We start from the raw sequence: 24,627 nt of genomic DNA, 5'->3' as shown, positions 1-24,627 counted from the left end.
TACTATTTTTGGCTTCTCGCCAGCGCAAATATATTTACCTGTATCAGATCCATCGCTAATAGCTCAAATCCGGTAGCAGACAGCATTTCTTTGACTAACGAAGCATCAAATACGTGATGATGGACACATCGGTTCTCGGTGTTTTTCCAGGTTCTTTCCGTCAATGCTTCTTTTGATTCGATACCAAGATCCATTTCCACATCATGCAATGCGATCACTTCTTCAAAATGAGTGGTATCCGTTTCAGGCATCCCTGCAGCATAATCATCCAGCATGTGTTGCAACTTAGTTACGGGGCGACGATGATCAAAAGTTTTTTCTTTGTTAGGGAGGATCAGTAAGACATACCCGCCATTTTTCATGATCCGTTTCCATTCGTACAATGCTTTTACCGGGTTGGCAAAATGTTCGAGGTTGTGGCTCGACAAAACGGTATCGTATGTATCATCCGCAATCATCGCGAGGTCGTTGCCTTCGGCAATATATTGTAACCCTGCGGGTTTGCGGGACGAATACCGGTAGGTTTCACCCGCATCTAATTTTCCTTCCCAGACCGTATTGTCGCTGAAATTGCATCCATCCAACGAACGTAAATATTTGTAAACGGGTAATAGCCCGGTTCTTGTAAACACGGGGCTGGGACCGCCTATCTCGATCCCTTTCGCTCCATGGAGGGCATCGAGGTAGATATTTTTATTGGGTAAATGTTTAGGAAAAAATATCCTGAAAAGTTTTTCCAGTTGCTTGAGCATGGTTCAATGAGTGATAGGTGAATAAGTGAATGAGTGAATGCCGAACTCCTTAAGAGGCTTTGCTTTCATTCTGTTTCAAAGTTAGCAACTTTTTCCTGATAGCTGCAACATGTCAGCCTGAGCTTTTCGGGCACAACTTTAACAGCAACATCGCCGCCTTCGACAAGCTCAGGCCGGCAATAATCCCGCAAGCGATCCAGCTATTCGTTCATTACCCTTTCATTTATTGTATCATTCTCCCCCTGACCCATTCACTTTCTTTATCTTTACGAAGTATGAACCCGTTTATTTCCATCTGCATACCGGCTTATAAAAACAAAGAGTATCTCGAGATCCTGCTAAAGTCTATAGTGGCGCAAGATTTCAAAGATTACGAAGTGGTAGTTACGGATGATAGTCCCGACGATTCTGTTGAAGAGGCCTGCAATTCATACAGGAATATTTTGCCGTTGGTCTATCAGCGCAATCAACCGGCAAAGGGATCGCCAGCCAATTGGAATGCAGCCATCGCCTTGGCAAAAGGGCAATGGATAAAGTTAATGCACGACGACGACTGGTTTGCAGGCAATAAAAGCCTTCAGCATTTTGCCGAAGCTGCACAGGCAGATAGTACTGCCGGGTTTATCTTTTCAGGATATGCACGATATGAAAATGGCGTGTTGAAAAGCGATCATCCTGTGCAGGCGTATTCCAGAAAAAAATTAGCAGATTCCCCGCTGAGCCTCTTTGCTTCAAATTTCATCGGGCATCCAAGCGTTACGATGGTTAAAAATAATCGTGTTGACTGGTACGATGAAAGAACGAAATGGGTAGTTGATTTTGAATTTTACATCCGTTGCCTGCACACGGAAAAATTTCATATTATCACTGAACCGCTAATCAATATTGGTATTAACGATGAACAGATCACCAAAGCGGTCTTTCGTGATCCGGATGTAGAGATACCCGAAAACCTTTACCTGCTGGAAAAAATGGGAACGGGTATCCTGGAAAATATAAAAGTATACGATCATTACTGGCGTATGTTCCGCAACCTCGGTATCCGGAATTTCGCAGCAATAGAAAATCATTCCCGCGGCTATACGTTGCCGTTAGAGCTCAAAAAAATGCTGAGGTTTCAGTTTAAAATTCCTCTGGGGATACTAAAAATAGGCCCCTTCTCAAAAGCCCTGATGGCAATCAGCCGGATGAAATAGTGAATAGTGAATCGTGAATGGTGAATGGTGAATGGTGAATGGTGAATGGTGAAGGGGGAAGGGTGCCCGCAAGGCTGAACGTTGTTTGGACGGGAAACCTTCGAACCTATGTAAATAATTTTCAGCGATATAAAATCGGTGGTCTGTAGTCGGTGGTCCATGGTCGGTTTTCCGTGGTCATTTTCAGAGTTTCAGCAACTTCCTGTAATGACCGCAAAACGCTGCACGGCTGAATTTCTGTATGGCTATTTCCCTGCTGTTAAGTCCGAGCTGCTTTGCCAGTGAGGGTTCGGCCAATAATTTTTTTATATAAGTTACTCCTTCGTTTATTATTTCGTGTTCGGTTGTAGCGCTTATCAGCAGGCCGTTTTGCAGATGAGCGATATAATCCGGTATCCCATTCACCGCTGTTGATATCACCACTTTTCCATGCGCCATCATCTGCATCACTACTATCGGAAGCCCTTCGTGTGAAGAGGTGAGCAAGAGTACATCGGCAGTCTCATAGATGGTTTTCATCAGCTGCTGATCTTTCACATTTCCGTAAAATTTGCTATAAGGATAATCAGAAGGGTTGATAACTTTCTCTACATCGCCTACAAAATTGAACATCACCGGCAGTTGCTCTTCATGTATTCTTTTTGCGATAGCGGCCACCAGGTGCACTCTTTTCTGCGCAGCGCCACGACCGATGAAATATACCTTCAGTTCTTTGTTTTGTACTTCCCTGTAAACCGGGATGTCTATGGCATTATCAAAAAAATAAAGCTGCTCAAAATAGTGCTGGCCCAGATGATTGTCGCGGTATTGCTGCTCTACGGCTTCCTGCAGTTTCAGAGTACTGAAGACCCGGCAATCGATTCGGTCGATGAAACCGATGGAATAGGGCAGCCAGGTAGGAAGATGGCAAAGCTCCACGGTATGCACTTTCTTTTTGAGATGTGGCAGCATCTTGTAAAAGAAAATGCTTTCCCCGCCGAATATTACTGCCGATGGGCGCCTGTTGATCCAGGTAGCCAGTAATCCACGGAAAAAAAAGTTGATGAAGTGAAATGCTTTGTTGTCGATGTATTTATGAATATCCAATACACGAACCCCTTCAATATCGTACTTCTCCCGGAACTCGTTATTGTTCGGTTTCTTCGAAAAAACGATGAGTGGTTTTTTATCCCTGATACAATTGGTAAGATCGATATTTACCTGTGGGGAACCCCCGATATCGCCATTGGGAAAAAAAAGAAAAACATCGTGTTCCGTATTCAATCTGAAAAAATATCCGGCGATTTTTCCAAGCGCTACAAACGGCCACATAAGCACCGTTTCAATCATCAGTTTATTTTTTGCAGCGTTATAAGTCATGCTATCGGGTAATATTTATTCAGCAGCGATGGAAGGTATTCTCCCGTAAAAGTAATATTTAGTTGCCGGAATATCCTGCTGACAAAGCTGGTATCCACCATGGGGCCATTCCCTTTTTCTACAAAATTATAAATTCCTTTGCGGCCAAAATGGGTTTCCAGCGCCAGTAAAATTTCCGGAACGGAATAATTGGAAGGGTTGGCTATATTGATAATTTGCCCCGCAGTTCCTCCATCCTGCAATATTTTGTCGCAGGCACTATACATGTCGTCCAGGTCGAGGATGTTTCTTGAGGCATTTTGCCACACGGTCAGTTCCTGCTGCCCCATGATATGCCGGATGAAAAAATTCAGCATCGTATAGGGATTGCCGGTATTGCCAATGGGGTTCGATACGCGGAAGATGGTGAAATGACCGGTGAGAGAAATGATCAGTTCTTCCATTTGTTTTTTATGTATCACATAATCACTTTCAACCAACGAAGGATCGTAAATGCTACAGGTACTGAAATACACGAATTGTTTGCCGGGATTTCCGGAGATCGTTTTTTTTATGAGGCCGGCTTCCCGCTCAAAGCCGGAACTGTCTTTGTTGCCGGAATTGGAAACCCCCGATGCGAAGATAACGAACGCGTCATTCGTGCCGTAACTTTCAAACCTTGTCGCTATCATCCCGTTTCCAATGACCATTATTGTTATACTGTTTTATTTTGCAGGATGTCTGCCGCTTTTTTTGCGATAGCTCCCCAATAAAAATGACTGTAAAAACCATCCGGTGTTGATCCTGTTATATCTATCGCCATCGTCTTTTCCGCAAATGCTTTCCAGTCGTTATCTTCTGTTACCTGCATCTTCCCGCCGGTGATGCCGGAAGGTACACCAATGGCCCCACTTTTTGTGCTGATGCAAGAAAGCCCCGCCCCCAGTGCTTCTACAAGCTTAGTCTTGATACCTCCGCCATCCGTTACGGGATTGATGAAGATATCGGCGCCGTTGAAATATAGCGTGATGTCGTCTACAAAACCCGCGTAAATAATATTTTTGTCGCGGTAGTTTTCCAGCCCGTTAAAAGAGGCCGGTAAATTATTCCCGCAGATAATGATCCTGTAACTGAAATTTTCCTGCTGCAGAAGCAATGGGTTGATGAATTTCAAAATGGCCTCCAGCGCTGTTTTATTTGGCTGATAATCCAGCGTACCATTGAACAGGATTATCTTTTCGCCGGGTTGTAACTGGTGCCGGATCTGTAGTTGTCGCTTCGCATCCTGTTTTATGGAGTCAGCCACCGGCCTGCTGCTTTCGAATCCATACGTGATGGTGTGGCAGCGTCTGGCATCAAGCCTGAAATGTTCTATGGCGAATAATTTGTCTTCATCGGTAATAAAAAAATTGTGATCGGCCCTGCGATGAACAAAACGTTCGTAATGCCACAACATCCCCCACCACCATTTGCCAATACTTTTGAACCGTAATGATTCGATGTTGTGCGACCTGACGATAAGGGGTACACGCAGTGAACGCTTCAGCAATAACCCGAGCCACCCCATGTACGGATGCTCTATGAAGAGGTGTGTGATGGATTGCGAACGCATCATACGTTTTAGTTTTCCATACAAAAAAATATTGCCGTAACGTAAAACCGAATTCCCCAATACCGGTTGAAATTCTTCACTGGCGGCTCTTTCATTGTTTCCGGTAGAAAAGATGCTGACAGGGATTATATTGCCCAGGTATTGATAGAAAAGCGCAATAGCTTTTTGTCCACCCATTTTTGCAGGGTAAACTTTATAGGGGACTATCGCGGCTATTTTTGCTTCGGTGGACAATGCTACAATGATATCCGGGCATCACTGTCATGCAATGCCCGGAATGTTTTAGAAGTGATGAATTACTTTTTCTCTGCTTCCTTCCTTTTTTTTCTTACTTCTGCCAATATGCAAACTGCCAGTAACGCGATGATCAGCCAGGAGGCGATATTGCTGATATTCTTACTTAAGAAAAACAGTTTCGGTTCAAATTTGAATGCGATGGTGTGCTTGCCGGCCGGTACTTCAAGGCCACGCAAAACATAATCCGTTTTTATGATCGGAACTTTATTGCCATCGATATAAGCGTTCCAGTCTTTGTAAAAGATCTCGCTGAATACTGCGAAATGAGCCGCATTGGAATTAGACTGGTACGTGATCTCATCGTTGTCAAACTGAGTCATGCTGATGGTAGAGGTACTGTCTGCCGGACGTATGTTGTTGCTCAACGGTGCTTTCAATGCAGTCCTGTCTATCACGGCTGTGTCTTTCGGATTGAAACCTGTGAGGGCTTTCATTTCAGCCACCGGCCCGTCCACATACTGGATAGCTTTCACAAACCATACGTTGCCCAATGCTCCCGGGTTGCGGGATGCCACCACATCATTGCCCTGGCGCTGGATCACGTATTTCGTATTCAGCATGTTCAGCACTCCAAGATTAGGCTGCCCGTTGAGGTGATAACTGGTAAGATCATCATAGATACCCAGTTTGGCCGCATGATAACCGCCGATGGATTTATGGTAATAAGAGGTCTTGGAATTTTCAAATGGATTACCACCACTCAGGTCATATACCCTGAAGTTCGGATCCTTATCTGCCAGGATCTCCCTGTCGGCATTGGTTTCCGGAAATTCCTGCTGCTCGTAGGTTTCTTTGCTGTCGTAACTTTTATCATTGAGGTATTTGGAATCAAAGGTCAACAGGTCGATCAGCATCACGAACGTTACACTGACAGTGGCAATGGTAATGTTGATCTTTTTCTTGAGATAAAGCGCCAGCAAAGCCGCTGCGATCAGTACATAGATCAGCGAGCGCATGATATCCGAAAGGAAATAAGATGCCCTGTCTTTTTCCAGCGCCCGTACAAATTCCCTTGCCATCTTCTGTGCTTCCTGTGGCGGTGCGCCTTTCAGGTTGGCTACCATACCTTCATACACCTGGTTGTCGCGTTGCTGAGCATAGGCATCACCGAGGTCGTATAATTTCTGGTCTATAGCAGGATCCTGCGCAGTATTAAGTTCATTGAATTTTGCAGTACGTGTTTTATTCTCATTATTAAAACTGCTGCTGGCATAAAACCCAAGAGCCATTCCGAATACCAGGATGGTAGCGATCAATGCCGACCTGTATTTTTTCCAGGCATCTTTGATATCGTCGTCCCCGAGTTTGCTCATCAGCAATGCAGCTACGATGGGGAAGAGCATCTGTGGTATCACGAGCGCCATGGTAGGTACCCTGAACTTATTATACAGCGGAAAGTGATCGAACATAAAATAGTTGAAGCCCGCGAAGTTTTGTCCCCAGGCCAGTACAATTCCGAAAATGCTGGCGGCTAATATCCACCATTTGTGCTTGTTATCAAGCAGGAACATACCGGTAATGAACAGGAAACAAACGATGGCCCCGAGATAAACCGGGCCGTTGGTAAATGGTTGTTTACCCCAGTAAAGACTGCTGCTGGCATAAGACGCGGCCTGGTCTCCAAGGTTGAATTTTTCCTGGAGGAATTTGGTGGAGGCGGCATCTTCACCAAGTAATGGGAACTGGTATACTTCGCCATCCCTTTGTGCCGAATGATTACCGTAGCTCATCACCCCCGGAAACATCAGTGTCATGGTTTCGGCCTGGCCATAACTCCATTGAAATGCATAGTCTTTTGAGAGGCCGGTAGTTTTACCGTTTACCACTTTGTCTTTCGGATTGGTTTTGCCATCAATCACCAATTGCCCACCACGCTTGGATTCCTTGGCGTAATCGTAGGTAGGAAATAGTGTGACGGCGTTCATAGCAAAGCCTAGCACTCCTGCGAGCACCATCAGGCCAAGACTTTTTGCCAAAGCAGCTACTTGATTTTCTTTGATGGCTCTCACGATATAACCAACGCTCATGAAGAGCAGTACAAGAAATAAATAATAACTGATCTGCTGGTGGCCTTGCGCTATCTGTAACGAAGTAAACAGGGCAGCGAGCGAAAACCCCGGCAGGTATTTTTTATCGAATATCAACACGCATGCGCCTATCACCGCAGGTGCATAACCTAAAGCCAGCATCTGTGTATTGTGCCCTGCTGTGATAATGATAGGGGAGAAGCTGCAATAGGCATACGCCAGAGCGCCCAATATCGCGGCCAGCGGCCGTATTCGAAGGCAGATGCATAAAAAATAGAAACTGATACAGGCCAGGAAGAAAAAGTTCATCGGCTGAGGTAGCCAAAGCTGGCAAACTCGGTCGAGAAACAATACCGGCGACCACGCCCCTTCAATGTAGACCTGGTAAGCAGGCATTCCGCTGAACATGCTGGCAACCCATAATGGCGGATGACCATGAATTTCCTTATAGGTCATCGACTGGTGGCTCATGCCATGCCAGCCGGTTACGTCAGATTGCTTTAAAATAACGCCGCTTTCCAGTCCCGGTTTGCAAAAGATGGCCGCAACTAAAAGGAATACTGCCACTGCGATCAGGTGCGGAGCCAGTTTTTTAAAACTCATATTTTTCATCGATACCTTTTTAAGTGTGGCAAATTTATGTTTAAAATGTCAATAGTGAATAGTCAATAGTCAATGGTCAAAGCTCGGAGTTTCGTTATAAATAGGTCAGTTCATTGATTTTTGAAATTCTGATATTATAAAATTGAAAAAGTAACAGGCCTCAAAGATTTGGCTATTGACTATTCACTATTGCCTTATTGGTTTGGAAGATTTTGCAGATTGTCCAGATCACTCTTCGAATTTTTTCTCTTCAGCAGCGCCATATCGAATTTCCCGAAGCGCCAGTTGAAGTTGAGGCGGACTACCTGCGGATCGCGGCGACGGCTGTTGTTTTGCACAAAACCCAGTCCATCGGCATACGTACTGTAGAGGCGGGTGCGCAGCAGATCGGAGCATTGCAGCGTGAGGGAGGCGGCGTTGTTTTTGCCGAATTCTTTTTTGATCGCCAGGTCTGTGCCGTAATAAGGTTTGATATACCCTTGTGCGGTGGTTTGTACGCTTCCAAAGCTATATCCGCCCGAACTGCCTCCACGCGGACTTCCCGCAGGCAGGATCGTTTTGCCCTGGTAATCGCCGGAGAGCTGGATGCTGTAATTTGCCGGCAGCCTGAAATTCATGTTTAGCTTGCCAAACCAGCTGAACCTTTTGTTATTGGCAGAATTGGAAAGATTATCCGCCTTGATATTTACATGAAAGAAATTGAGGTTGGAAGTAAGGTCCCACCAGCTGTTGATCCTGTTGCGGCCGGTGATCTCCAGTCCCAGCGTAGTACTGTTGCGGGCATTGGCGTAACTGGTGTACCTCGCCGGTTTCATCGGGTTGATCGTGGCATCGATAAACTGGTAACGGGTAATGAGGTCTTCTGTCAGCTTACCATAAATGCTTACCAGCAGCGAGTTGCCTTTGCCGTATTGGTAGTTATCAGCTATTTCGGCAAGATGGGTAAATTCCGGCCTGAGATTGGGATTGCCTACCGTAAGGTTAAGCGAATCAGAAAAATCTACAAATGGTACCAGCTGGAAAAACCCCGGTCGGCTTATTTTGCGGGAGTAGTTGAACTGCAGGTCCTGGTTTTCGGTGAGTTTGTAACTTACAAAAGCACTGGGGAAAAGGCTGAAAGGGTAACTGTTGGAAAAAGATTGGTTACGGGAAATGTAATTGCCTTTGTATTCGGAACTTTCTATGCGTAACCCAACCTGGTAGCTGATCTTATTGATCTGCTGCGACCAGGATGCATAACCCGCCAATACCATGTCGGTGTAATTATAGCGTACCCCGATAGCCGGCAACAAAACATACATACTGGAATTCACATTCTGGATATAATTGTCGTTCCAGTTATTATAATCCCTGAAAGCCGCACGCAGGCCGAGTTCTATCTTTTTTGTTTCTGTAAAAGGATCTACATAATCCGTTTGCACCGTAAGCAACCTCGAATGGCCGCCACCGGTTGCACGTTGCGCCCCCTGTGCCGGCTTGGGATTGTAAACTGAATCAAACAAAAGGTTGTTATAATCCGAAGTGTTATAGTTATCACTATAATTGAAATTTCCATCAATGGTCAGTTCCCTGTCGGGTCGGGCGAAATTATGCTTGAAACCGAACGCCGTTCCGTAATTGCGGAAGCCGGCTTTTACGGCCAGCGTACGCAGTGCCCGTTCTTTAAAAATGGCGTTGGTAATAGAATCGCGGTAGATGTTGAAGATATCTCTTACCCTGAAAGTACCATCGGCAACATTCCCGCTTATCGATAAAGTGTTCCTGTTGTCTATCAGGTAATCAAGGCCGATGCGGCCAAAGCCAAACCTGGAGCGGTTTACAGGGTTATTGATCTGTGAATAATGAGCCAGCCCGTTATTGAGCGTATCAGTGCGGTCGGTGTTTACATAAGTCACCGATTTGCGGTACGCATAATTACCCCCGGCAAAAAAGTTGATCTTTTGTTGTTTGATGTTGATATCGCCACCGGCGCCGGGTTTGCCCCTGCTGTCGATATTGGCCCGCAGGTTTCCATTGTACCCGTTACGGCGGTTCTTTTTCAAAATGATATTCAATATACCGCTTCCACCGCCGCTGGCGTCAAATTTGGCCGATGGGTTGGTCATGATCTCCACCGAAGCCACCTGGTCGGCCGGTATCTGGTCGAGCGTGAGCGTAGTAGGGCGGCCATCCACAAAAATCTGTGGCGTAGAGTTGCGCATGGTCACATTTCCATCAATGTCCACATTTACCGAAGGAACATTCTTCATGATGTCGATGGCAGTACCCCCGGTGGTGCTGATATCCTTTTCAACATTGTACACTTTTTTGTCGAGGCTCATCTGCAACAGGTTCTTCGATACCAATACCGTCACATTATCAAGCTGTTGTGCATCCTGCGAAAGCTGGATATTCCCGAGATCTTTGATGACGTTCTTGCCAAAAACGACCCTGTCTTCCCGTGTTTTATATCCTACGGCGGAGATGCGCAGGCGCAATTGACCCTGGGAAGGCAGGTTTTCAATATTGAATTCCCCTTTTTTATCAGTGAGTTGGGTAGAAAGGATAACCTCCTTCTTTTTGCGGTTGCTGCTGTCGGCTAAAGCCTGGATGACCTGTACGGAGGCCCCCTCGATGGAACGGGAGGAATTTTTGTCGACCAGTTTGCCATACAATACTCCCGTATTGGCAGCTTGCTGACGGCCTGCAGGTTGCGCCAGGGCGGCAAAACCGCATAGCAGGAGCACAGTTAGTAAAATGGTCGCAACAGGTATCCTCATAATAACAGCGGAACGGCGTAATGTTCCTTTCTCTTTATTTTTTCAACAATAATATAAAAAATACCTGTAATATGCCTGTCAGCAACCCGATAGAGGCCCCTAAAAGCTTAAATTTTATCAATTGTCTGTCGGCTTTTTCCTCAAAAGCCTCCGCAAGTTTTTCAACCGGCAGCTCGTTGATCTTTTTGGCCAGCATTTTTTCGGGCTGCATTTCGCCCAGGGCGATGCCGGCATAACTTCGTATCAACACCGGAAATAACACTTCCACTTCGGTCATGAACGCCGCTTTGAACTTTTCCAACGTCTTCTCGCCCATAAATTTATACAATAGCGGAAAGGCTTCTTTTATCTTTTCCTGTAAAAAATGGTCTACATGTGCCTCAATCTCCGGTTGCAGCTTTTGCATGATCCCCGGGCTTGAAAGGCTCCTGGTAATACTTTCCTGGTTTAAAAATGATCTTGTGATGGAAGATGCTACGGCATCGGCCAGTTGTTCCCGGTGTGCGGGGATGATTCCCTGGATACGGATACCGGCTATTTTTTTTTCTTGAAGCGGGTAAAAAATGGTAGTGATCAAAATTGCTGCGATGAACCATCCACAAGCAGTGGAAAGCACTATAAGCAAGATTATTAGGGTAGCAGGCATTTGAATTTATTGGGGAGCGAAAGTAAACTTTTTTTCAATGATTTTAAATGTAATTTTGTGCGAGACAAGTTTTTATATATTTTTGCAACCCAAGAATAAAAACGGTAGTCGTAGCTCAGTTGGTTAGAGCATCAGATTGTGATTCTGAGGGTCGGGGGTTCGAGCCCCCTCGATTACCCATTTTAAAAGAAAGTCCTCCGGTTTCGGGGGACTTTTTTATTGGGGATGCTGGATGCTGGAGGTTCGATCATGAGAAATTTGATCCAGCATTGATAGTCTCCTCCAATTGTCACACGTCGGTCCTACGGAACGATATTACTTTTGGTTTAGAATGTTACCCATAAAATGTTCCTACGGAACAAGTTTATCCTTATTAGCATTACCATCGTTGTCGTTGTTATCACCGGCAACTGATAATGGTGCAAAGTATTATTAGTCTATTTTTTTATTATCTTCCTCATGCAGAAACTTTTTTATCTCATCCTGCTCATCTCATGTTTATCCTGCCATCATAGCGGGAGAGATGCTGATAATATTTCGAAAAAAACAAGCAAACACCAGCAACTACTTTTAAAGTTCAAGAGCATATCCTTTGATACTTTAAGGGTATTTTCTTTTCCGGAAAAATATGGCGAGTTTCAAGGGGAGTTGCTTGATAGTGCTGACGTGGCATTATTTGCACAAGAAAATTATGGCTACGATGCTTTTGGTCAGGACTCCGCTGTTTTTGCGATATATAAATTCCCAGTAGATAGTAACCGGATTGGACTGATCGTGAGAACTCCATCCGAATTTGAATCGTCTTCCATCAAATTTTTCATTCTGGATAAAGAAAAAGACAAACTTCTTTTTAATATCGAACTGGCAGAAAAATGGGCCGATGCCGGTGATTTCATGAGCAAGGATGCCTGGATTTTCAAAGACAGCACTCACAAACTGAAAACTTTGCTATGGGTTTATGAAGCGCATGACAATTCTGTAAATGATCAAAAAGATACTACCGTTCAACAATGGGATCATTTGTATCTCATCAATCTTTCGGGGCGTAATGCAGATACTGTGAGTAAAGACAAAGCTCTTTTAAAATGGCAGTTCAAAGGAAAGATTGAGCCGTACTGGGGAGATTGATTTCAGTCGCCGTTGTTGGTTATCCCCAACAACAGCGTAAATTTTATTTTTTTTGCGACCGTGCCATCGGTGCATTTTTTTGAGCAACGGCACGGTTATTTAGAATTTTACACCGTGCCATCTACCCGGATTTTTCACGGATGGCACGGTCGGTTTATTTTTACCGTGAACACTTCCATCTGACCCCTTCTCTCACTACTCCTTTTATGAAAGCAAAAAAACTGCGATCTCAGGAATGTGGCCGTTACAGTTGTTACACATAAAATCGTTTGTCACCGTTGTTGGTGTTATCACCAATAACGGTGACAAACGAGAACTTGTTGGTGATACACCAACAACGGCGACAAAATCCAGCATCCGGCATCCCTTTCTCCTATAAAATACCCCCTTCTCATTGAAATCCTGTTAATAAAATACCATTTATCCCTATAATTTCTGTTTAACAAAACATTATTGCGCCGGTTACGTTGTTATCAACTGAAAAGGCCTTTTTTCCGTTATTTTTACAGTATGCAAAAAATTGCAGGTTTTATTATGAGTAAAAAATTCATCCCCGTAATACTGGTGCTAACCGGTGCAAGTTTTTTCATTGCGTTCAAGTCGCAGGGAAAGAACGACAGAGAAGACAACCCCAAGGTACGTTACTCGAAGATCTTGCGCAACGTAGGTGTATTGTTGGAAGAAGGGCATTTCAGTCCGAAGAAGATCGATGATGCTTTCAGCAAGACTGTTTTCGACGAATTCATCAAAGACCTTGATGGCGATAAAAAAGTGTTGCTGCAGAGTGATATCGATGAGTTGAAAAAATACCAGTATAAGATCGATGATGAGATACATGGCGCGCCATTGGAATCTTTTTACGCGATCAATGAAATATACCAGAAACGTCAGAACGAGTCTTCCCAGTTTTATAAAGACATCCTTTCTCGTCCATTCGATTTCAATGCAGATGAAACCCTGGTGCTTGACCCGGATAAAACTGTTTTCCCGGATTCAGATGCCGCCAGGAAAGAAGTTTGGAGAAAATACCTGAAATACCTGGTATTGGATAAATATGTTTCCATGCAGGCTGACAGGGACAAAAACAAAAGCAAAACTGATTTCAAAGTAAAAGCTGATTCCACGCTCGAAAGAGAAGCCCGGGAATCGGTTCGCAAACAGATGGAGCGTTCATTTACCACCATTCGCAACAGGGAAACCAACGATTATAACTTCAGCACATTCGTGAACGCCATTACGGGCACGATGGATCCGCATACCAACTATTTTCCGCCGATCGATCTTCGTTCTTTCAACGAATCGATGAAAGGTAGTTTCTTCGGTATCGGTGCGGTGATCAAGGAAGAAGATGGAAAGATCAAGATCGGCGCTTTACAGACAGGGATGCCTGCCTGGAAAAGTGGCGAGATAAAGGAAAATGATGAACTGTTGAAAGTGGCGCAGGGCGATCAGGAACCTGTAGATGTGACTGGTTATGCGGTACAGGATGCTGTGAAACTGATCCGTGGTGCGGAAAAAGGTTCTATAGTGAAACTTACGCTTCGCAAAATTGATGGCAGCATCAAAGTGGTGGCGCTGAAAAGGGACGACATCAGGCTGGACGAAACCTTCGCCAAATCTGTTATCATCAAGGGCGAACATAAGATCGGGTATATTTATCTGCCTGAATTCTATGCGGATTTTGAAAAACCGGGAGGTGCCCGTTGCGCAGAAGACGTGAAGAAAGAAATCGAAAAACTGAAAGCGGAAAAAGTGGAAGGTATCATGCTAGATCTTCGCGGAAACGGCGGTGGTTCTTTATATGATGTGGTGCAGATGGCTGGCCTGTTCATCGAAGATGGTCCTATCTGCCAGGTAAAAGGCAGGGATGAAAGGGCACAGGTGCTTCGCGATAAGGATAAGAATGTATTGTATGATGGGCCGTTTGCTGTAATGGTGGATGAAACCAGCGCTTCCGCTTCTGAAATTTTTGCGGCAGCGATACAGGATTATAAACGCGGTGTGATCATCGGCAGCACGTCTACTTATGGCAAAGGAACTGTTCAACGCAATATTCCTTTGAACCCGAGCAGCAACAACAATCCTTTTGCAAGCTCAAAGGAAGAAGATCTCGGTACGGTAAAGCTGACCCTGCAGAAATTCTACAGGATCAACGGCGATGCCACCCAGCAGCGTGGGGTAGTACCGGATATCATCCTCCCGGACAAACTGGAGTTCTTCAAGATCAGGGAAAAAGATAATCCGAATGCATTGAAATATGATGAGATCGAAAAAACGGATTACAAAACCTGGACAAGCACTTACAGCGAACAGAACATTGTAAGTACTGCCAACAGCGAAGCCAATACCAGCAGCACTTTCGGTAAGATCAGGAGCAATATGGAATGGCTGGATAAAAATGCAGACAGGGAATATTCATTGAACATCACCAGGTATAAAGCTGATCAGAAAGCGGTAAGGGATGTGTACAAACAAGTAGACGAATTGTACAAATTGCCTAAACCATTGACTGTAGCGAACCTGGTGGCAGATACGATGGCTATCAATAAAACAAAAGAAAAGATCGAACGCAATAAGGATTTTGTGAAGAAAGTAAGCGGTGATATCTACGTGGACGAAACGGTGAAAGTGTTGAACAAAATGATCGTTCAGACCAACATCGCAAAAGCTAACGGAACCGAAGTGGCGCCGGCAAACTAAGAGTTAATCAGAATCATATTATAACCGGGAAGCCTCATCATTTGATGGGGCTTTTTTTGTTTGATGAAGAAACAGGATCACAGATTTCAGATTGATCAGGGGATTGCACAGATTGTTTTTACTTCGTAAAAACCGAAATGCAGTTTGTAAAAATTTGTATTTTTTTAAGTGGTAAAAATTTTTACAAGCTGCATTTTCATTTCCTGCCTGCAGGAAATAATCTGTGTAATCCTCTCATCCTGTTGTAATCTGTGATCCCTATCCGCTTCAGTCTTCGCTCTAATTCTTAATTCTTAATTGATCATGTATCGTTCTTCAATAATGTTCTTATGATGATTCAGATGCCCCACCATTACAAATCCCATTGCGTTGGCGGTACATGGTTTGCCATTTCCGGTGCCCGGAGAATTGAGCATTTCGCTGGTGAAACTTTCGAATAAAAGTATCGAAGCGTTTCTTACTGCTTTCAATTCATCGCACAGGCTTTTCCAGGTGCGGTTGTTGGCTTTGGAGTTTTGTGCATAATCATCTTCTTCAAATCCGGGAACGGAATGTGGTTCTTTTCTGGCGAATGCCAATGCCCTGAAGCAGAATATTCTTTCCGCATCGATGATATGTTGCAGCATTTCTTTCAGCGTCCATTTTCCTTCGGCATATGCATACATGGAACCTTCTTCACTGATGGTATCGAAATAACGGTCGATGACAGGTTGCTGGGCTTTTATAGCAGCTATGAGGTCTTCTTCGGGTACGAGTTTGATGTAGTTGTCGAAATGAGGGGCATAGGTGGCGGGCAATGGTTTTGGCATGGTGAAATGTTTTGGCAAAAATAGGCAGTTTCTCTCTTTGAGTGGTCAACTGCCATGAGTCGACAACTCCTATGAGTCGTCAACTCCCCTGAGTCGACAACTCCTATGAGTCGTCAACTCCCCTGAGTCGACAACTCCCATGAGTCGACAACTCCCATGAGTCGTCAACTCCCATGAGTCGACAACTCCTATGAGTCGTCAACTCCCCTGAGTCGACAACTCCTATGAGTCGTCAACTCCCCTGAGTCGACAACTCCTATGAGTCGACAACTCCTATGAGTCGTCAACTCCCCTGAGTCGACAACTCCTATGAGTCGACAACTCCTATGAGTCGTCAACTCCTATGAGTCGACAACTCCCCTGAGTCGACAACTCCCATGAGTCGTCAACTCCCATGAGTCGACAACTCATGGGAGCTGTAAACTCCCTTATGCGCAAAGCCCCGGAGGATACCCCGGGGCTTTGCGCATTATTTTATCTTGATGCTTAAGCTGCTTTCGCTTTCTTAAACGTAGGCTTCGGAAGCACTGTTTTCTTAACAGGAGCTTTCACCAGTGTGCTGGCATATTTCACTGCTTCATAAGCATTGATGATACCGCCTGTCCTGGCGAGTTCGCTGAACTCTACCATATCTTTAGTACCAGGCTGCGAAACCTTGTCCTGCGGTACCTGGGCCGATTTTTCAATTGCCTGCTTCAACTGCTGAGGTGTAAGGGTAGGGAAGTATTCCAGCAGCAATGCAGCTACACCTGCTACTACCGGACAAGCCATGCTGGTACCATTCGCGTTACCGTAATTGGACACCCCGGGGATGGTGGAATAGATCCCTACACCCGGGGCAAAAATATCCACTTCATTTTTTCCGTAGTTGCTGAACTTAGCTGCGAGGCCACCATTTTTCGGATCTCCGCTTGCGCCCACGTTGATCACATTCGTTGCACGTCCTTTGCCGTCGGCATACACCGGGTTAGGATAGCTGGGTTCCACATCCACATTTTTATTATCATTTCCGGCCGCTTTTACCAACAGCACACCTTTGGAATCGGCATACCTGAATGCTTCATCTACCCATTTCTTTTGGGGCGAAAAATCCTTACCAAAGCTCATGCTGATGATCCTTGCGCCATTGTCTACGGCATAACGGATCGCGTTCGCCACATCCTTATCGTGTTCATCTCCATCCGGAACAGCACGCACCATCATAATGCGAACGTTGTCGGCTACACCATCCACGCCCTTGTTATTGTTCCTGATAGCACCGATGATACCGGCGCAATGCGTTCCGTGAAACGGGGTACCCGTCATCACATCATTATTGCCATAAAAACGGTCTTTGATGTCGTTTTCGTCATCCTTTACAATTTCTTTCCTGAACTCCTGCGGAGGTGTGGTGGCAGCTTCTCCTTTACGAAGTTCACCATTCATTTCACTGATCAGCTGCGTGTTGGTGATATCATAACTGTCATTGGCTTTGGAAATGCCTATCATCATTGATTTCACAAAGATGGCTTCCATTTTTTTGGGAGAATAATTCTTGAGATCATTGCCGTTGTATTCCGCCTTGCCGAGGTCTTTCTGTACGATAGAATCGCCGGTGATAAAACGAGGCAGCATCTGCTTCATCATATAAATTTCCTGCTCATTCACATCACCAGTCACAGCTTTGCGGGCACGCTGATACATTTCGAATTCGGCTTTTTCATCACCGGTCAGGCCTGTACCATCCTTGCCTTCATACTTCGATTTGAGCGCATAGTATACCCTTGCGCCTTCAAAACTATCTTCTTTTACATTCCGGCCATCTTTTCCACCAAGGAAATTCCAGCCATATACATCATCGACGTAACCGTTCTTGTCGTCATCGATGCCATTGCCCGGGATCTCTTTGGGATTTTTCCAGAGGATCGCTTTCAGGTCTTCCTGGGTAGTATCGATCCCGCCATCTATTACCGCAACCGTAATAGTCTTGCTTTTTATATTTTTTGCTTTCAGGAATTCATATGCCTTATCGAGGCTGATACCATAATAACCCGTAGAGGCCTGGTCCATTAAATGCCAGCCATTGGGCACGGTTTCTTTCTTAACGTTTGGTTGTGCAAATGCCATTGAATGGCAAACAAGTGCACCGAGCAAAACAGCCGAAAATTTAATCATCATGCTTTTTATTAGTAGAGAGCGAAAATAGCTCCACATCCGCGAAAGGGGGCTACCAACGGTCATTATTAGGATTTTTTTTACAAATCAAACCTGATTCCCTGTGCCAGCGGCAGTTTGTCGGTATAATTGATGGTATTGGTCTGGCGGCGCATATACACTTTCCAGGCATCGCTTCCGCTTTCCCTGCCGCCGCCGGTTTCCTTTTCCCCACCAAATGCCCCGCCGATCTCTGCGCCACTTGTACCGATATTAACATTAGCGATACCACAATCGCTGCCGCTGGCAGATAAGAATGCTTCTGCTTCGCGAAGGTTGTTGGTGATCACTGATGATGAAAGACCCTGGGGAACGCCATTCTGCATCGCCAATGCTTCCTCCATCGTTTTATATTTCATGATATATAGGATGGGGGCAAATGTTTCGTGCTGCACGATCTCGTAGCTGTTTTTTGCTTCCGCGATGCATGGTTTTACATAACAACCGCTTTCGTATCCTTTGCCTTTCAGCACGCCACCTTCCACGATGAAATTACCGCCTTCGGCCTTACATTTTTCAATCGCTGCCAGATACATGGCCACCGCATCTTTATCGATCAACGGGCCTACGTGATTTTTTTCCAGCAACGGGTTACCTATCTTCAACTGGCCGTAAGCGTGCACCAGCAGGTCTTTGAATTTATTGTATATCTTTTCGTGAATGATCAGCCTGCGGGTAGTGGTACAACGCTGTCCGGCCGTACCTACGGCACCAAATGCTGCCGCGGTGATAGCGATCCCGAGATCCGCTTCTTTGGAAATGATGATGGCATTGTTGCCACCCAGCTCAAGCAGGCTGCGGCCAAGCCTTTCAGCCACAGTTGACGCCACTGCTTTACCCATACGTGTGCTGCCTGTGGCAGAAACCAATGGGATGCGTGTATCGGCACTCATCCATTCGCCCACTTCGCGGCCGCCGATGATGAGCCCGCTCACACCTTCCGGAACATTATTCTTTTTGAAAACCTGTTGAATTATTTTCTGGCAGGCGATGCCGCACAAAGGAGTTTTTTCGCTTGGCTTCCAGATCGCTACATCCCCGCAAACCCATGCCAGCATACTGTTCCAGCTCCATACCGCTACCGGGAAATTGAATGCAGAAATTATTCCCACGATCCCCAGAGGGTGGTATTGCTCATACATCCTGTGGCCGGGCCTTTCGCTGTGCATGGTAAGTCCGTGCAATTGCCTCGAAAGTCCTACTGCAAAATCGCATATATCGATCATTTCCTGTACTTCTCCCAAACCTTCCTGCAGGCTTTTGCCCATTTCATAACTCACGAGTTTGCCGAGCGCTGCTTTATTTTTCCTCAATTCATCACCTACCTGGCGTACGATCTCGCCACGTTTTGGCGCCGGCCACGAACGCCATTCAACAAATGCTTCCTGCGCTTTTGTTACTACTGTATCATAGGCAGCCCTGTTGGTGCCTTTTACCGTTCCGATGATCTCGCCATCGACAGGGGAATAAGAAGTTATTTTTTCACCGGTTGTCTTCAGCCAGTTGCTGCCGGTAGATGCTCCCTGTGAAGAAGCCTGGATGCCTAATACTTTGAGAATATCTTTCATATAGAAGTCTTTTATTTTCGGGGTGCAAGGTAAGGATTTTGGGTTTAACAGGTAGTCAACCTTCGGTAGTCAACCTTCGGTAGTCAACCCGCGGTAGTCAACCCGCGGTAGTCAACCTCCGGTAGTCAACCCGAATAAAACGTATTTTTGATCATCTCAAAAACGATTATGAAATATTCATTACTACTATTCATCTTTTTATTGAATGTTACCGGCATTTTTGCGCAGCAAAATCTAACGGCTAAACAATTAAGCAGAAATGCCGACAGCCTTTACCAGGCAAAAGATTATAAAACCGCAGCGGATATCTATGGACAGGCTGCTGAAGCTGCAGATTTCAAATCGCAGAAAGCTTCCAATATGTATAATATGGCCTGTTGCTTTGCCCTGGCAGGCGATACGGCCAATGCCTTTCGCGTATTACAAACAGCCATTATGGAAGGGTATGATAATAAATCGCAGATATTACAGGATGACGACCTGAAATCTTTGCGTGGCCTGCCTTTATGGGAGTTAACAATGGCATCTTTGAAAGATAGGCCGGCACCAAATTCGGACCCGGCAAAAGCAAAATTTGTAACAGAGGATATCCACCGGTTCTGGAATGCATACGATCTGGCACTGAAATACCCGGCAGGTGATGCAAAAGGCATTTTTAAAACTTATTATTTCACGCCTGCAAGTGTGGGCATGGACGATTACATGTCACTCAAAGTAAACAGCATCGATGCTTTTGTGACGCATATCCTCTCCCAACCTAAGTTCTATGCGGCCATTCGTACAAACACTTATAAAGTTGATGGCTTCAAAAAGGATTTCAAAAAGTCTTTCCGGGCTTTCAAAAAGATCTATCCTGCGGCTGTTTTTCCGGATGTATATTTTGTGATTGGTGCACTGACGAGTGGCGGAACCGTATCGGAGGCAGGGTTGCTGATCGGTGTGAACCAGATCGCCCAATCGGATGATACCCCCATGGAAGAATTGAGTTTCAGCCAACGTACCAGGATGAATAAGATCAGTTATATGCCTGCTATCATTGCGCATGAGCTCATCCATTTTCAGCAGAACGGAATGAAAAGCGATACCACCACGTTGTATTATTGCATAAAAGAAGGCATGGCGGATTTCATCGGCGAACTGATCAGTGGAAGTAATGCCAATCCGAATTTATACGCCTGGGCAAAAGGAAAAGAAAAGCTCATCTGGCAAAGGTTCCAGGTAGATATGTTTGAAAACCGTTATGCTAACTGGATCGCGAATGGCAACCAGGCTACACCCGATAACCTTCCCGACCAGGGTTACTGGATCGGGTACCAGATCTGCAAAGCATACTATGCGCAGGCGGCGGACAAAAAGAAAGCTATCAATGATATGTTGCACATAAAGGATTACAAACAATTCCTTCAGCAAAGTGGTTGGGAGAAGAAGTTGCAGGATTTTCGATAAACAATCGCTTACATTTACTTTTGAAAAAATACTTACATCATGAACATGAAAGCAACCTGGTTACGCATACACGAACGTTCACTTACCCGCGGGCAACGGCTGGCCGATCAGATCGCCAGTGTGATGGGGTCGTGGAATTTTATCATCTGGCAATCCGTTTTTGTGTTATGCTGGATGACGTTCAACGTGATCGGGTTCGTGCGGCACTGGGATGCATATCCGTTCATACTCCTTAATCTTATTTTCAGCACACAGGCTGCTTATGCGGCGCCCATCATCATGATGGCGCAAAACCGCCAGGCCGACCGCGACCGTGTACAGGCGCAGGCAGACTACGACACCAATACCGAAGCGAAAAAAGAAATTGAAGCATTGCAACTGCATCTGAGTTACCTCGAAACAGAGAAGCTTGATAAGATACTGAAGATGTTGGAAGAGATGAAGAGTAATGGATAATGGATAATGGGTAATGGATAATGGGTAATCGATAATGGGTAATGGTATAACTGATAATAGAAATTATTTTGAGTTGAAAGTATAATTATCCATTATCCATTATGAAATTATCCATTATGAAATTATCCATTATAAAACAGCATACTTAAAAATTCACTCCCAATCCAACGGTGATCCAGCTGCCGGGCATGCGGCTTCCCAGCAGGTCTACATATTTTACATTCCCGATGTTGTTTATGCTAATGAAGGCGTTCGCAATTTTGTACGTGTAAGTAAGTTTGGTATTTACCACCCAATATTGTCTCGTTACCACCGATCCGATACCCGTCGCGGATTGCGGCCCGCGTTCCTTGAAAATACTGTTCATTGCGATGCCTATGCGTTTGTATCGGTATGTAAACGTTTGCTGAAGCAATTTTTTCGCATGCGAAATGATATAAAATGAACCCGTTGCACCCGGCGCTTTTGAATGCAAAAAAGTAGCCGTGGCGTTTATGGTAAGATTACTTTCTGTTGAAAAATTGCAGGCATAGTATGCTTCCATTTCCACACCGCTTGTGCGGACGGATCTGATATTTCTTGCCAGGGCAAAAGTCCCTGTCGGACTGAGGTTATCTTTCCGTGGCATTTCACTGTACGGGGTGGTTACAAAATCGATCACATCATTTTGATCACGGTAAAAGTATGCCGCTGAAAAACGGAAGTTCTTCAGCAACAGGTCTGCACCCGCTTCATAGCTCAAGGAGCGTTCGGCCGTAAGATCAGGATTGCCCACACTTCCACCGGTTACCAATGTTTTGTTGTAATTGTTGTAACGTTCCGTGAAATCGGCGCTGCGGATAGCTCTTCCGGCATTCGCTTTGAGGTTTATCTTACCGATGCGGTAAGCGATATTCGCCTGTGGCAAAATTTCGGTACCATAGTTATCATCATGTACAAGGCGTATTCCCGGGCTCAATGTCAATTGGTTTTGTTTGTAAACCAATGATGAAAATGCCGCCAGGTTATTATTGCTGTGGTCGCCACGGTCGTTGGAAGTGATCTTTTTTATCTCGGATAATATCCCGGCATTGTAACTGAATGTTTCCGACACTTTATGCTGGTGAATAAACTGCATGGTCAACAGGTCACTGTTGTTTTTATTGGCGGTGGATACTTTATTAAAAAGGTATTCATCCGAACTTTTTTTATAAGCCACATCGAGTTCGTTTGTTCCTTTGCCCTTACTGTAACGCAGTTTCAGGTGGTTCCACCAGCTGTTTACTTTTTCCGTAGCGGTATCGCTGGCGAATGTGGTGTAAAAATTCTGCGCAGCAAAATCACGGGTGTCGTAACTGCTGTGCAGCATCAGTTTCCATTGTTCGTTCAGGTTGATGGCAACATTGGCGGAGTATGTATTGTTGTGAAAATACCCGCGATTATTGCCCCGCAATAATTGTCCATCCGCATTATTACTCAGTATCCCCAGTGAATAATGAACATCTTTATTGTTGTGTTCAAAACCTGCATGGGCGCTGATATACCCATATTCACCCGCGGTAAATGATGCATTTGTTTTGCTGTATTTGTCCTTGCTTGCAGAAGCAAAGGTCTTGCTGATGATATTGATCACACCACCTACCGCTTCTGAGCCGTATGTGGCTGCAGCAGGGCCTTTCAGTATTTCTATGCGATCGATCTGCGAAGGAACGATGGGCATGTATGCCGAAAAATGCCCCGTGATGGGATCGTTGATCTTGATGCCATCCAGCAATACCAATACCTGCTGAAAGGTACCGCCACGGATCACGATATCAGCCTGGGCGCCCGCCGGGCCCCGCTGCTGCACTTCCACAGCACCGGCATATTTAAGCAGTTCATCCAGGGAACCGACCGGCAATTTTTCAATGGTGCTGCCCGGAATGATCGTAATGTTCCGGCCGGTTTCGGATATCCTCTGTAAGGTACGCGAACTGGTGATGCTTACGGGATCGAGGTCGATGGTGGATTGAGCGTAAGAGATGCTAAAGGAAACAGATAAAATTATAAGCAGTAAAAATTTCATTGGAAAAGTTGTTAGTTGTCGGATGTCAGTTGTCAGCATTTCTTTCATCAGGCACTTTATTACCGGGCAGAATTCTGATGAAGGTTGAGAGTTCAGTTGCACAATGAAATTCAAGCTTTAGGCATGCTTACAACTGCCAACTCACATCTGAAAAAGGCCGCCTAATATTGTTCAGATTCGTTGGGGAAATCGTTGCTCTTCACATCCTTCACATATTGTTGTACCGCACCGGTGACCTGTTCGTACATATTGAGGTATTGGCGCAAAAATCTTGGTTTGAATTCTACGTTTATTCCGAGCATATCATGCATCACCAGCACCTGTCCGTCGCAGGCGCCCCCTGCACCGATACCGATGGTAGGTATGGAAAGCGATCTGGAAACTTCCCCCGCCAATGTTGCAGGAATTTTTTCCAGTACGATACCAAAACATCCGGCTTCCTGCAAAAGCAACGCATCTTTTTTTAATTTTTCAGCTTCTGCCTCTTCTTTTGCCCGAACTGCATATGTACCGAATTTATAAATACTTTGCGGGGTGAGCCCGAGATGCCCCATCACCGGGATACCCGTATCCACGATACGTTTGATGGATTCCACCACTTCCTGTCCGCCTTCGAGCTTGATGGAATGCCCCCCCGTTTCTTTCATGATGCGGATAGCCGAATGCAGCGCTTCCTTTGAATTTCCCTGGTAGGAGCCAAAAGGGAGATCGACCACCACAAAACATCGATCGATGCCCCTCACCACCGAAGCGGCATGATAGATCATCTGGTCGAGTGTGATAGGAAGGGTTGTTTCGTGGCCGGCCATCACATTGCTGGCACTATCGCCTACAAGGATGATGTCGATGCCGGCAGCATCAAATATTTTTGCGAAGGAATAATCGTAGGCTGTGATCATGGAGATCTTTTCACCGGCTGCTTTCATCTTCTGAAGCGTATTGGTGGTGATCTTTTTTACTTCGGTGTGGATGGACATGGTATTGTTTTATATTGGTTAAATGGACCGAAATGGAGATGGCTCTGCATTAGAATAAAACAAATCCCGGCGATTG

Annotated in this window: 17 protein-coding genes and 1 tRNA gene; 6 read left to right on the top strand and 12 right to left on the bottom strand. The window is 45.3% G+C overall.

What is annotated here, in order from left to right; translation table 11 throughout:
• Window positions 1-2 precede the first annotated feature (2 nt).
• The gene (locus EGI32_RS07950; RefSeq protein ID WP_255154856.1) at window positions 3-752 is read right to left on the bottom strand and encodes a methyltransferase domain-containing protein; all 750 of its coding nucleotides are present in this window, start codon (window positions 750-752) and stop codon (window positions 3-5) included.
• 275 nt (window positions 753-1,027) lie between these two features.
• On the opposite strand from EGI32_RS07950, the gene EGI32_RS07945 reads away from it, so the two are divergent.
• Window positions 1,028-1,948, top strand: coding sequence for a glycosyltransferase family 2 protein (locus EGI32_RS07945; protein WP_255154855.1), 921 nt, complete (start codon window positions 1,028-1,030; stop codon window positions 1,946-1,948).
• 183 nt (window positions 1,949-2,131) lie between these two features.
• Here EGI32_RS07945 and EGI32_RS07940 read toward each other — a convergent pair whose 3' ends face one another.
• The 6 genes from EGI32_RS07940 to EGI32_RS07915 form a co-directional block, all read right to left on the bottom strand.
• Window positions 2,132-3,307 (bottom strand): glycosyltransferase family 4 protein, encoded by a 1,176-nt coding sequence (locus EGI32_RS07940; RefSeq protein ID WP_255154854.1) that lies wholly within the window; start codon window positions 3,305-3,307, stop codon window positions 2,132-2,134.
• Window positions 3,304-3,996: an NAD(P)-dependent oxidoreductase gene (locus tag EGI32_RS07935; protein ID WP_255154853.1), complete on the bottom strand. Its 693-nt coding sequence runs from the start codon at window positions 3,994-3,996 to the stop codon at window positions 3,304-3,306. The genes EGI32_RS07940 and EGI32_RS07935 overlap by 4 nt, the downstream gene beginning before the upstream one ends.
• A gap of 5 nt (window positions 3,997-4,001) precedes the next feature.
• Complete coding sequence (locus EGI32_RS07930) at window positions 4,002-5,132, bottom strand: glycosyltransferase family 4 protein (protein WP_255154852.1); 1,131 nt, start codon at window positions 5,130-5,132, stop codon at window positions 4,002-4,004.
• A 62-nt stretch (window positions 5,133-5,194) separates the two neighbouring features.
• Window positions 5,195-7,834, bottom strand: a complete 2,640-nt coding sequence (locus EGI32_RS07925; RefSeq protein ID WP_255154851.1) for a hypothetical protein — start codon at window positions 7,832-7,834, stop codon at window positions 5,195-5,197.
• Window positions 7,835-8,019: 185 nt separating this feature from the next.
• Window positions 8,020-10,584 (bottom strand): outer membrane beta-barrel family protein, encoded by a 2,565-nt coding sequence (locus tag EGI32_RS07920; RefSeq protein WP_255154850.1) that lies wholly within the window; start codon window positions 10,582-10,584, stop codon window positions 8,020-8,022.
• A gap of 34 nt (window positions 10,585-10,618) precedes the next feature.
• The gene (locus tag EGI32_RS07915; protein WP_255154849.1) at window positions 10,619-11,209 is read right to left on the bottom strand and encodes a DUF445 domain-containing protein; all 591 of its coding nucleotides are present in this window, start codon (window positions 11,207-11,209) and stop codon (window positions 10,619-10,621) included.
• Between the two features lie 125 nt (window positions 11,210-11,334).
• Between EGI32_RS07915 and EGI32_RS07910 the strand changes: the two genes are divergently transcribed.
• The 3 genes from EGI32_RS07910 to EGI32_RS07900 all read left to right on the top strand — a co-directional run bounded on the left by EGI32_RS07910 (window position 11,335) and on the right by EGI32_RS07900 (window position 15,058).
• Window positions 11,335-11,408: transfer RNA gene (locus tag EGI32_RS07910), tRNA-His, on the top strand.
• Between the two features lie 281 nt (window positions 11,409-11,689).
• Complete coding sequence (locus tag EGI32_RS07905; RefSeq protein WP_255154848.1) at window positions 11,690-12,358, top strand: hypothetical protein; 669 nt, start codon at window positions 11,690-11,692, stop codon at window positions 12,356-12,358.
• A gap of 534 nt (window positions 12,359-12,892) precedes the next feature.
• Complete coding sequence (locus EGI32_RS07900) at window positions 12,893-15,058, top strand: carboxy terminal-processing peptidase (protein WP_255154847.1); 2,166 nt, start codon at window positions 12,893-12,895, stop codon at window positions 15,056-15,058.
• 293 nt (window positions 15,059-15,351) lie between these two features.
• Here EGI32_RS07900 and EGI32_RS07895 read toward each other — a convergent pair whose 3' ends face one another.
• The 3 genes from EGI32_RS07895 to EGI32_RS07885 all read right to left on the bottom strand — a co-directional run bounded on the left by EGI32_RS07895 (window position 15,352) and on the right by EGI32_RS07885 (window position 19,628).
• Complete coding sequence (locus EGI32_RS07895) at window positions 15,352-15,867, bottom strand: DinB family protein (RefSeq protein WP_255154846.1); 516 nt, start codon at window positions 15,865-15,867, stop codon at window positions 15,352-15,354.
• A 486-nt stretch (window positions 15,868-16,353) separates the two neighbouring features.
• A complete protein-coding gene (locus EGI32_RS07890) occupies window positions 16,354-18,024 on the bottom strand; it encodes a S8 family peptidase (protein WP_255154845.1) in 1,671 nt (556 codons plus the stop codon).
• Window positions 18,025-18,101: 77 nt separating this feature from the next.
• Window positions 18,102-19,628 (bottom strand): aldehyde dehydrogenase family protein, encoded by a 1,527-nt coding sequence (locus EGI32_RS07885; protein WP_255154844.1) that lies wholly within the window; start codon window positions 19,626-19,628, stop codon window positions 18,102-18,104.
• 168 nt (window positions 19,629-19,796) lie between these two features.
• Here EGI32_RS07885 and EGI32_RS07880 point away from each other — a divergent pair, with 168 nt between their 5' ends.
• Window positions 19,797-21,074 carry a DUF2268 domain-containing putative Zn-dependent protease gene (locus tag EGI32_RS07880; protein ID WP_255154843.1) on the top strand — a complete coding sequence of 426 codons (1,278 nt, stop codon included), beginning with the start codon at window positions 19,797-19,799 and terminating at the stop codon, window positions 21,072-21,074.
• Window positions 21,075-21,113: 39 nt separating this feature from the next.
• The gene (locus tag EGI32_RS07875; RefSeq protein WP_255154842.1) at window positions 21,114-21,530 is read left to right on the top strand and encodes a DUF1003 domain-containing protein; all 417 of its coding nucleotides are present in this window, start codon (window positions 21,114-21,116) and stop codon (window positions 21,528-21,530) included.
• Window positions 21,531-21,675: 145 nt separating this feature from the next.
• Here the strand turns inward: EGI32_RS07875 and EGI32_RS07870 are convergent, their stop codons facing one another.
• Both EGI32_RS07870 and panB read right to left on the bottom strand, forming a co-directional pair.
• Complete coding sequence (locus EGI32_RS07870) at window positions 21,676-23,574, bottom strand: TonB-dependent siderophore receptor (RefSeq protein ID WP_255154841.1); 1,899 nt, start codon at window positions 23,572-23,574, stop codon at window positions 21,676-21,678.
• A 161-nt stretch (window positions 23,575-23,735) separates the two neighbouring features.
• The gene (gene panB, locus EGI32_RS07865; protein WP_255154840.1) at window positions 23,736-24,551 is read right to left on the bottom strand and encodes a 3-methyl-2-oxobutanoate hydroxymethyltransferase; all 816 of its coding nucleotides are present in this window, start codon (window positions 24,549-24,551) and stop codon (window positions 23,736-23,738) included.
• Window positions 24,552-24,627 lie beyond the last annotated feature (76 nt).

The organism is Ferruginibacter sp. HRS2-29 (assembly GCF_024343615.1).
Classification (GTDB): domain Bacteria; phylum Bacteroidota; class Bacteroidia; order Chitinophagales; family Chitinophagaceae; genus Ferruginibacter.
Note: the sequence above shows the minus strand (reverse complement) of the source record. Positions and strands in the feature narration are given on the sequence as shown.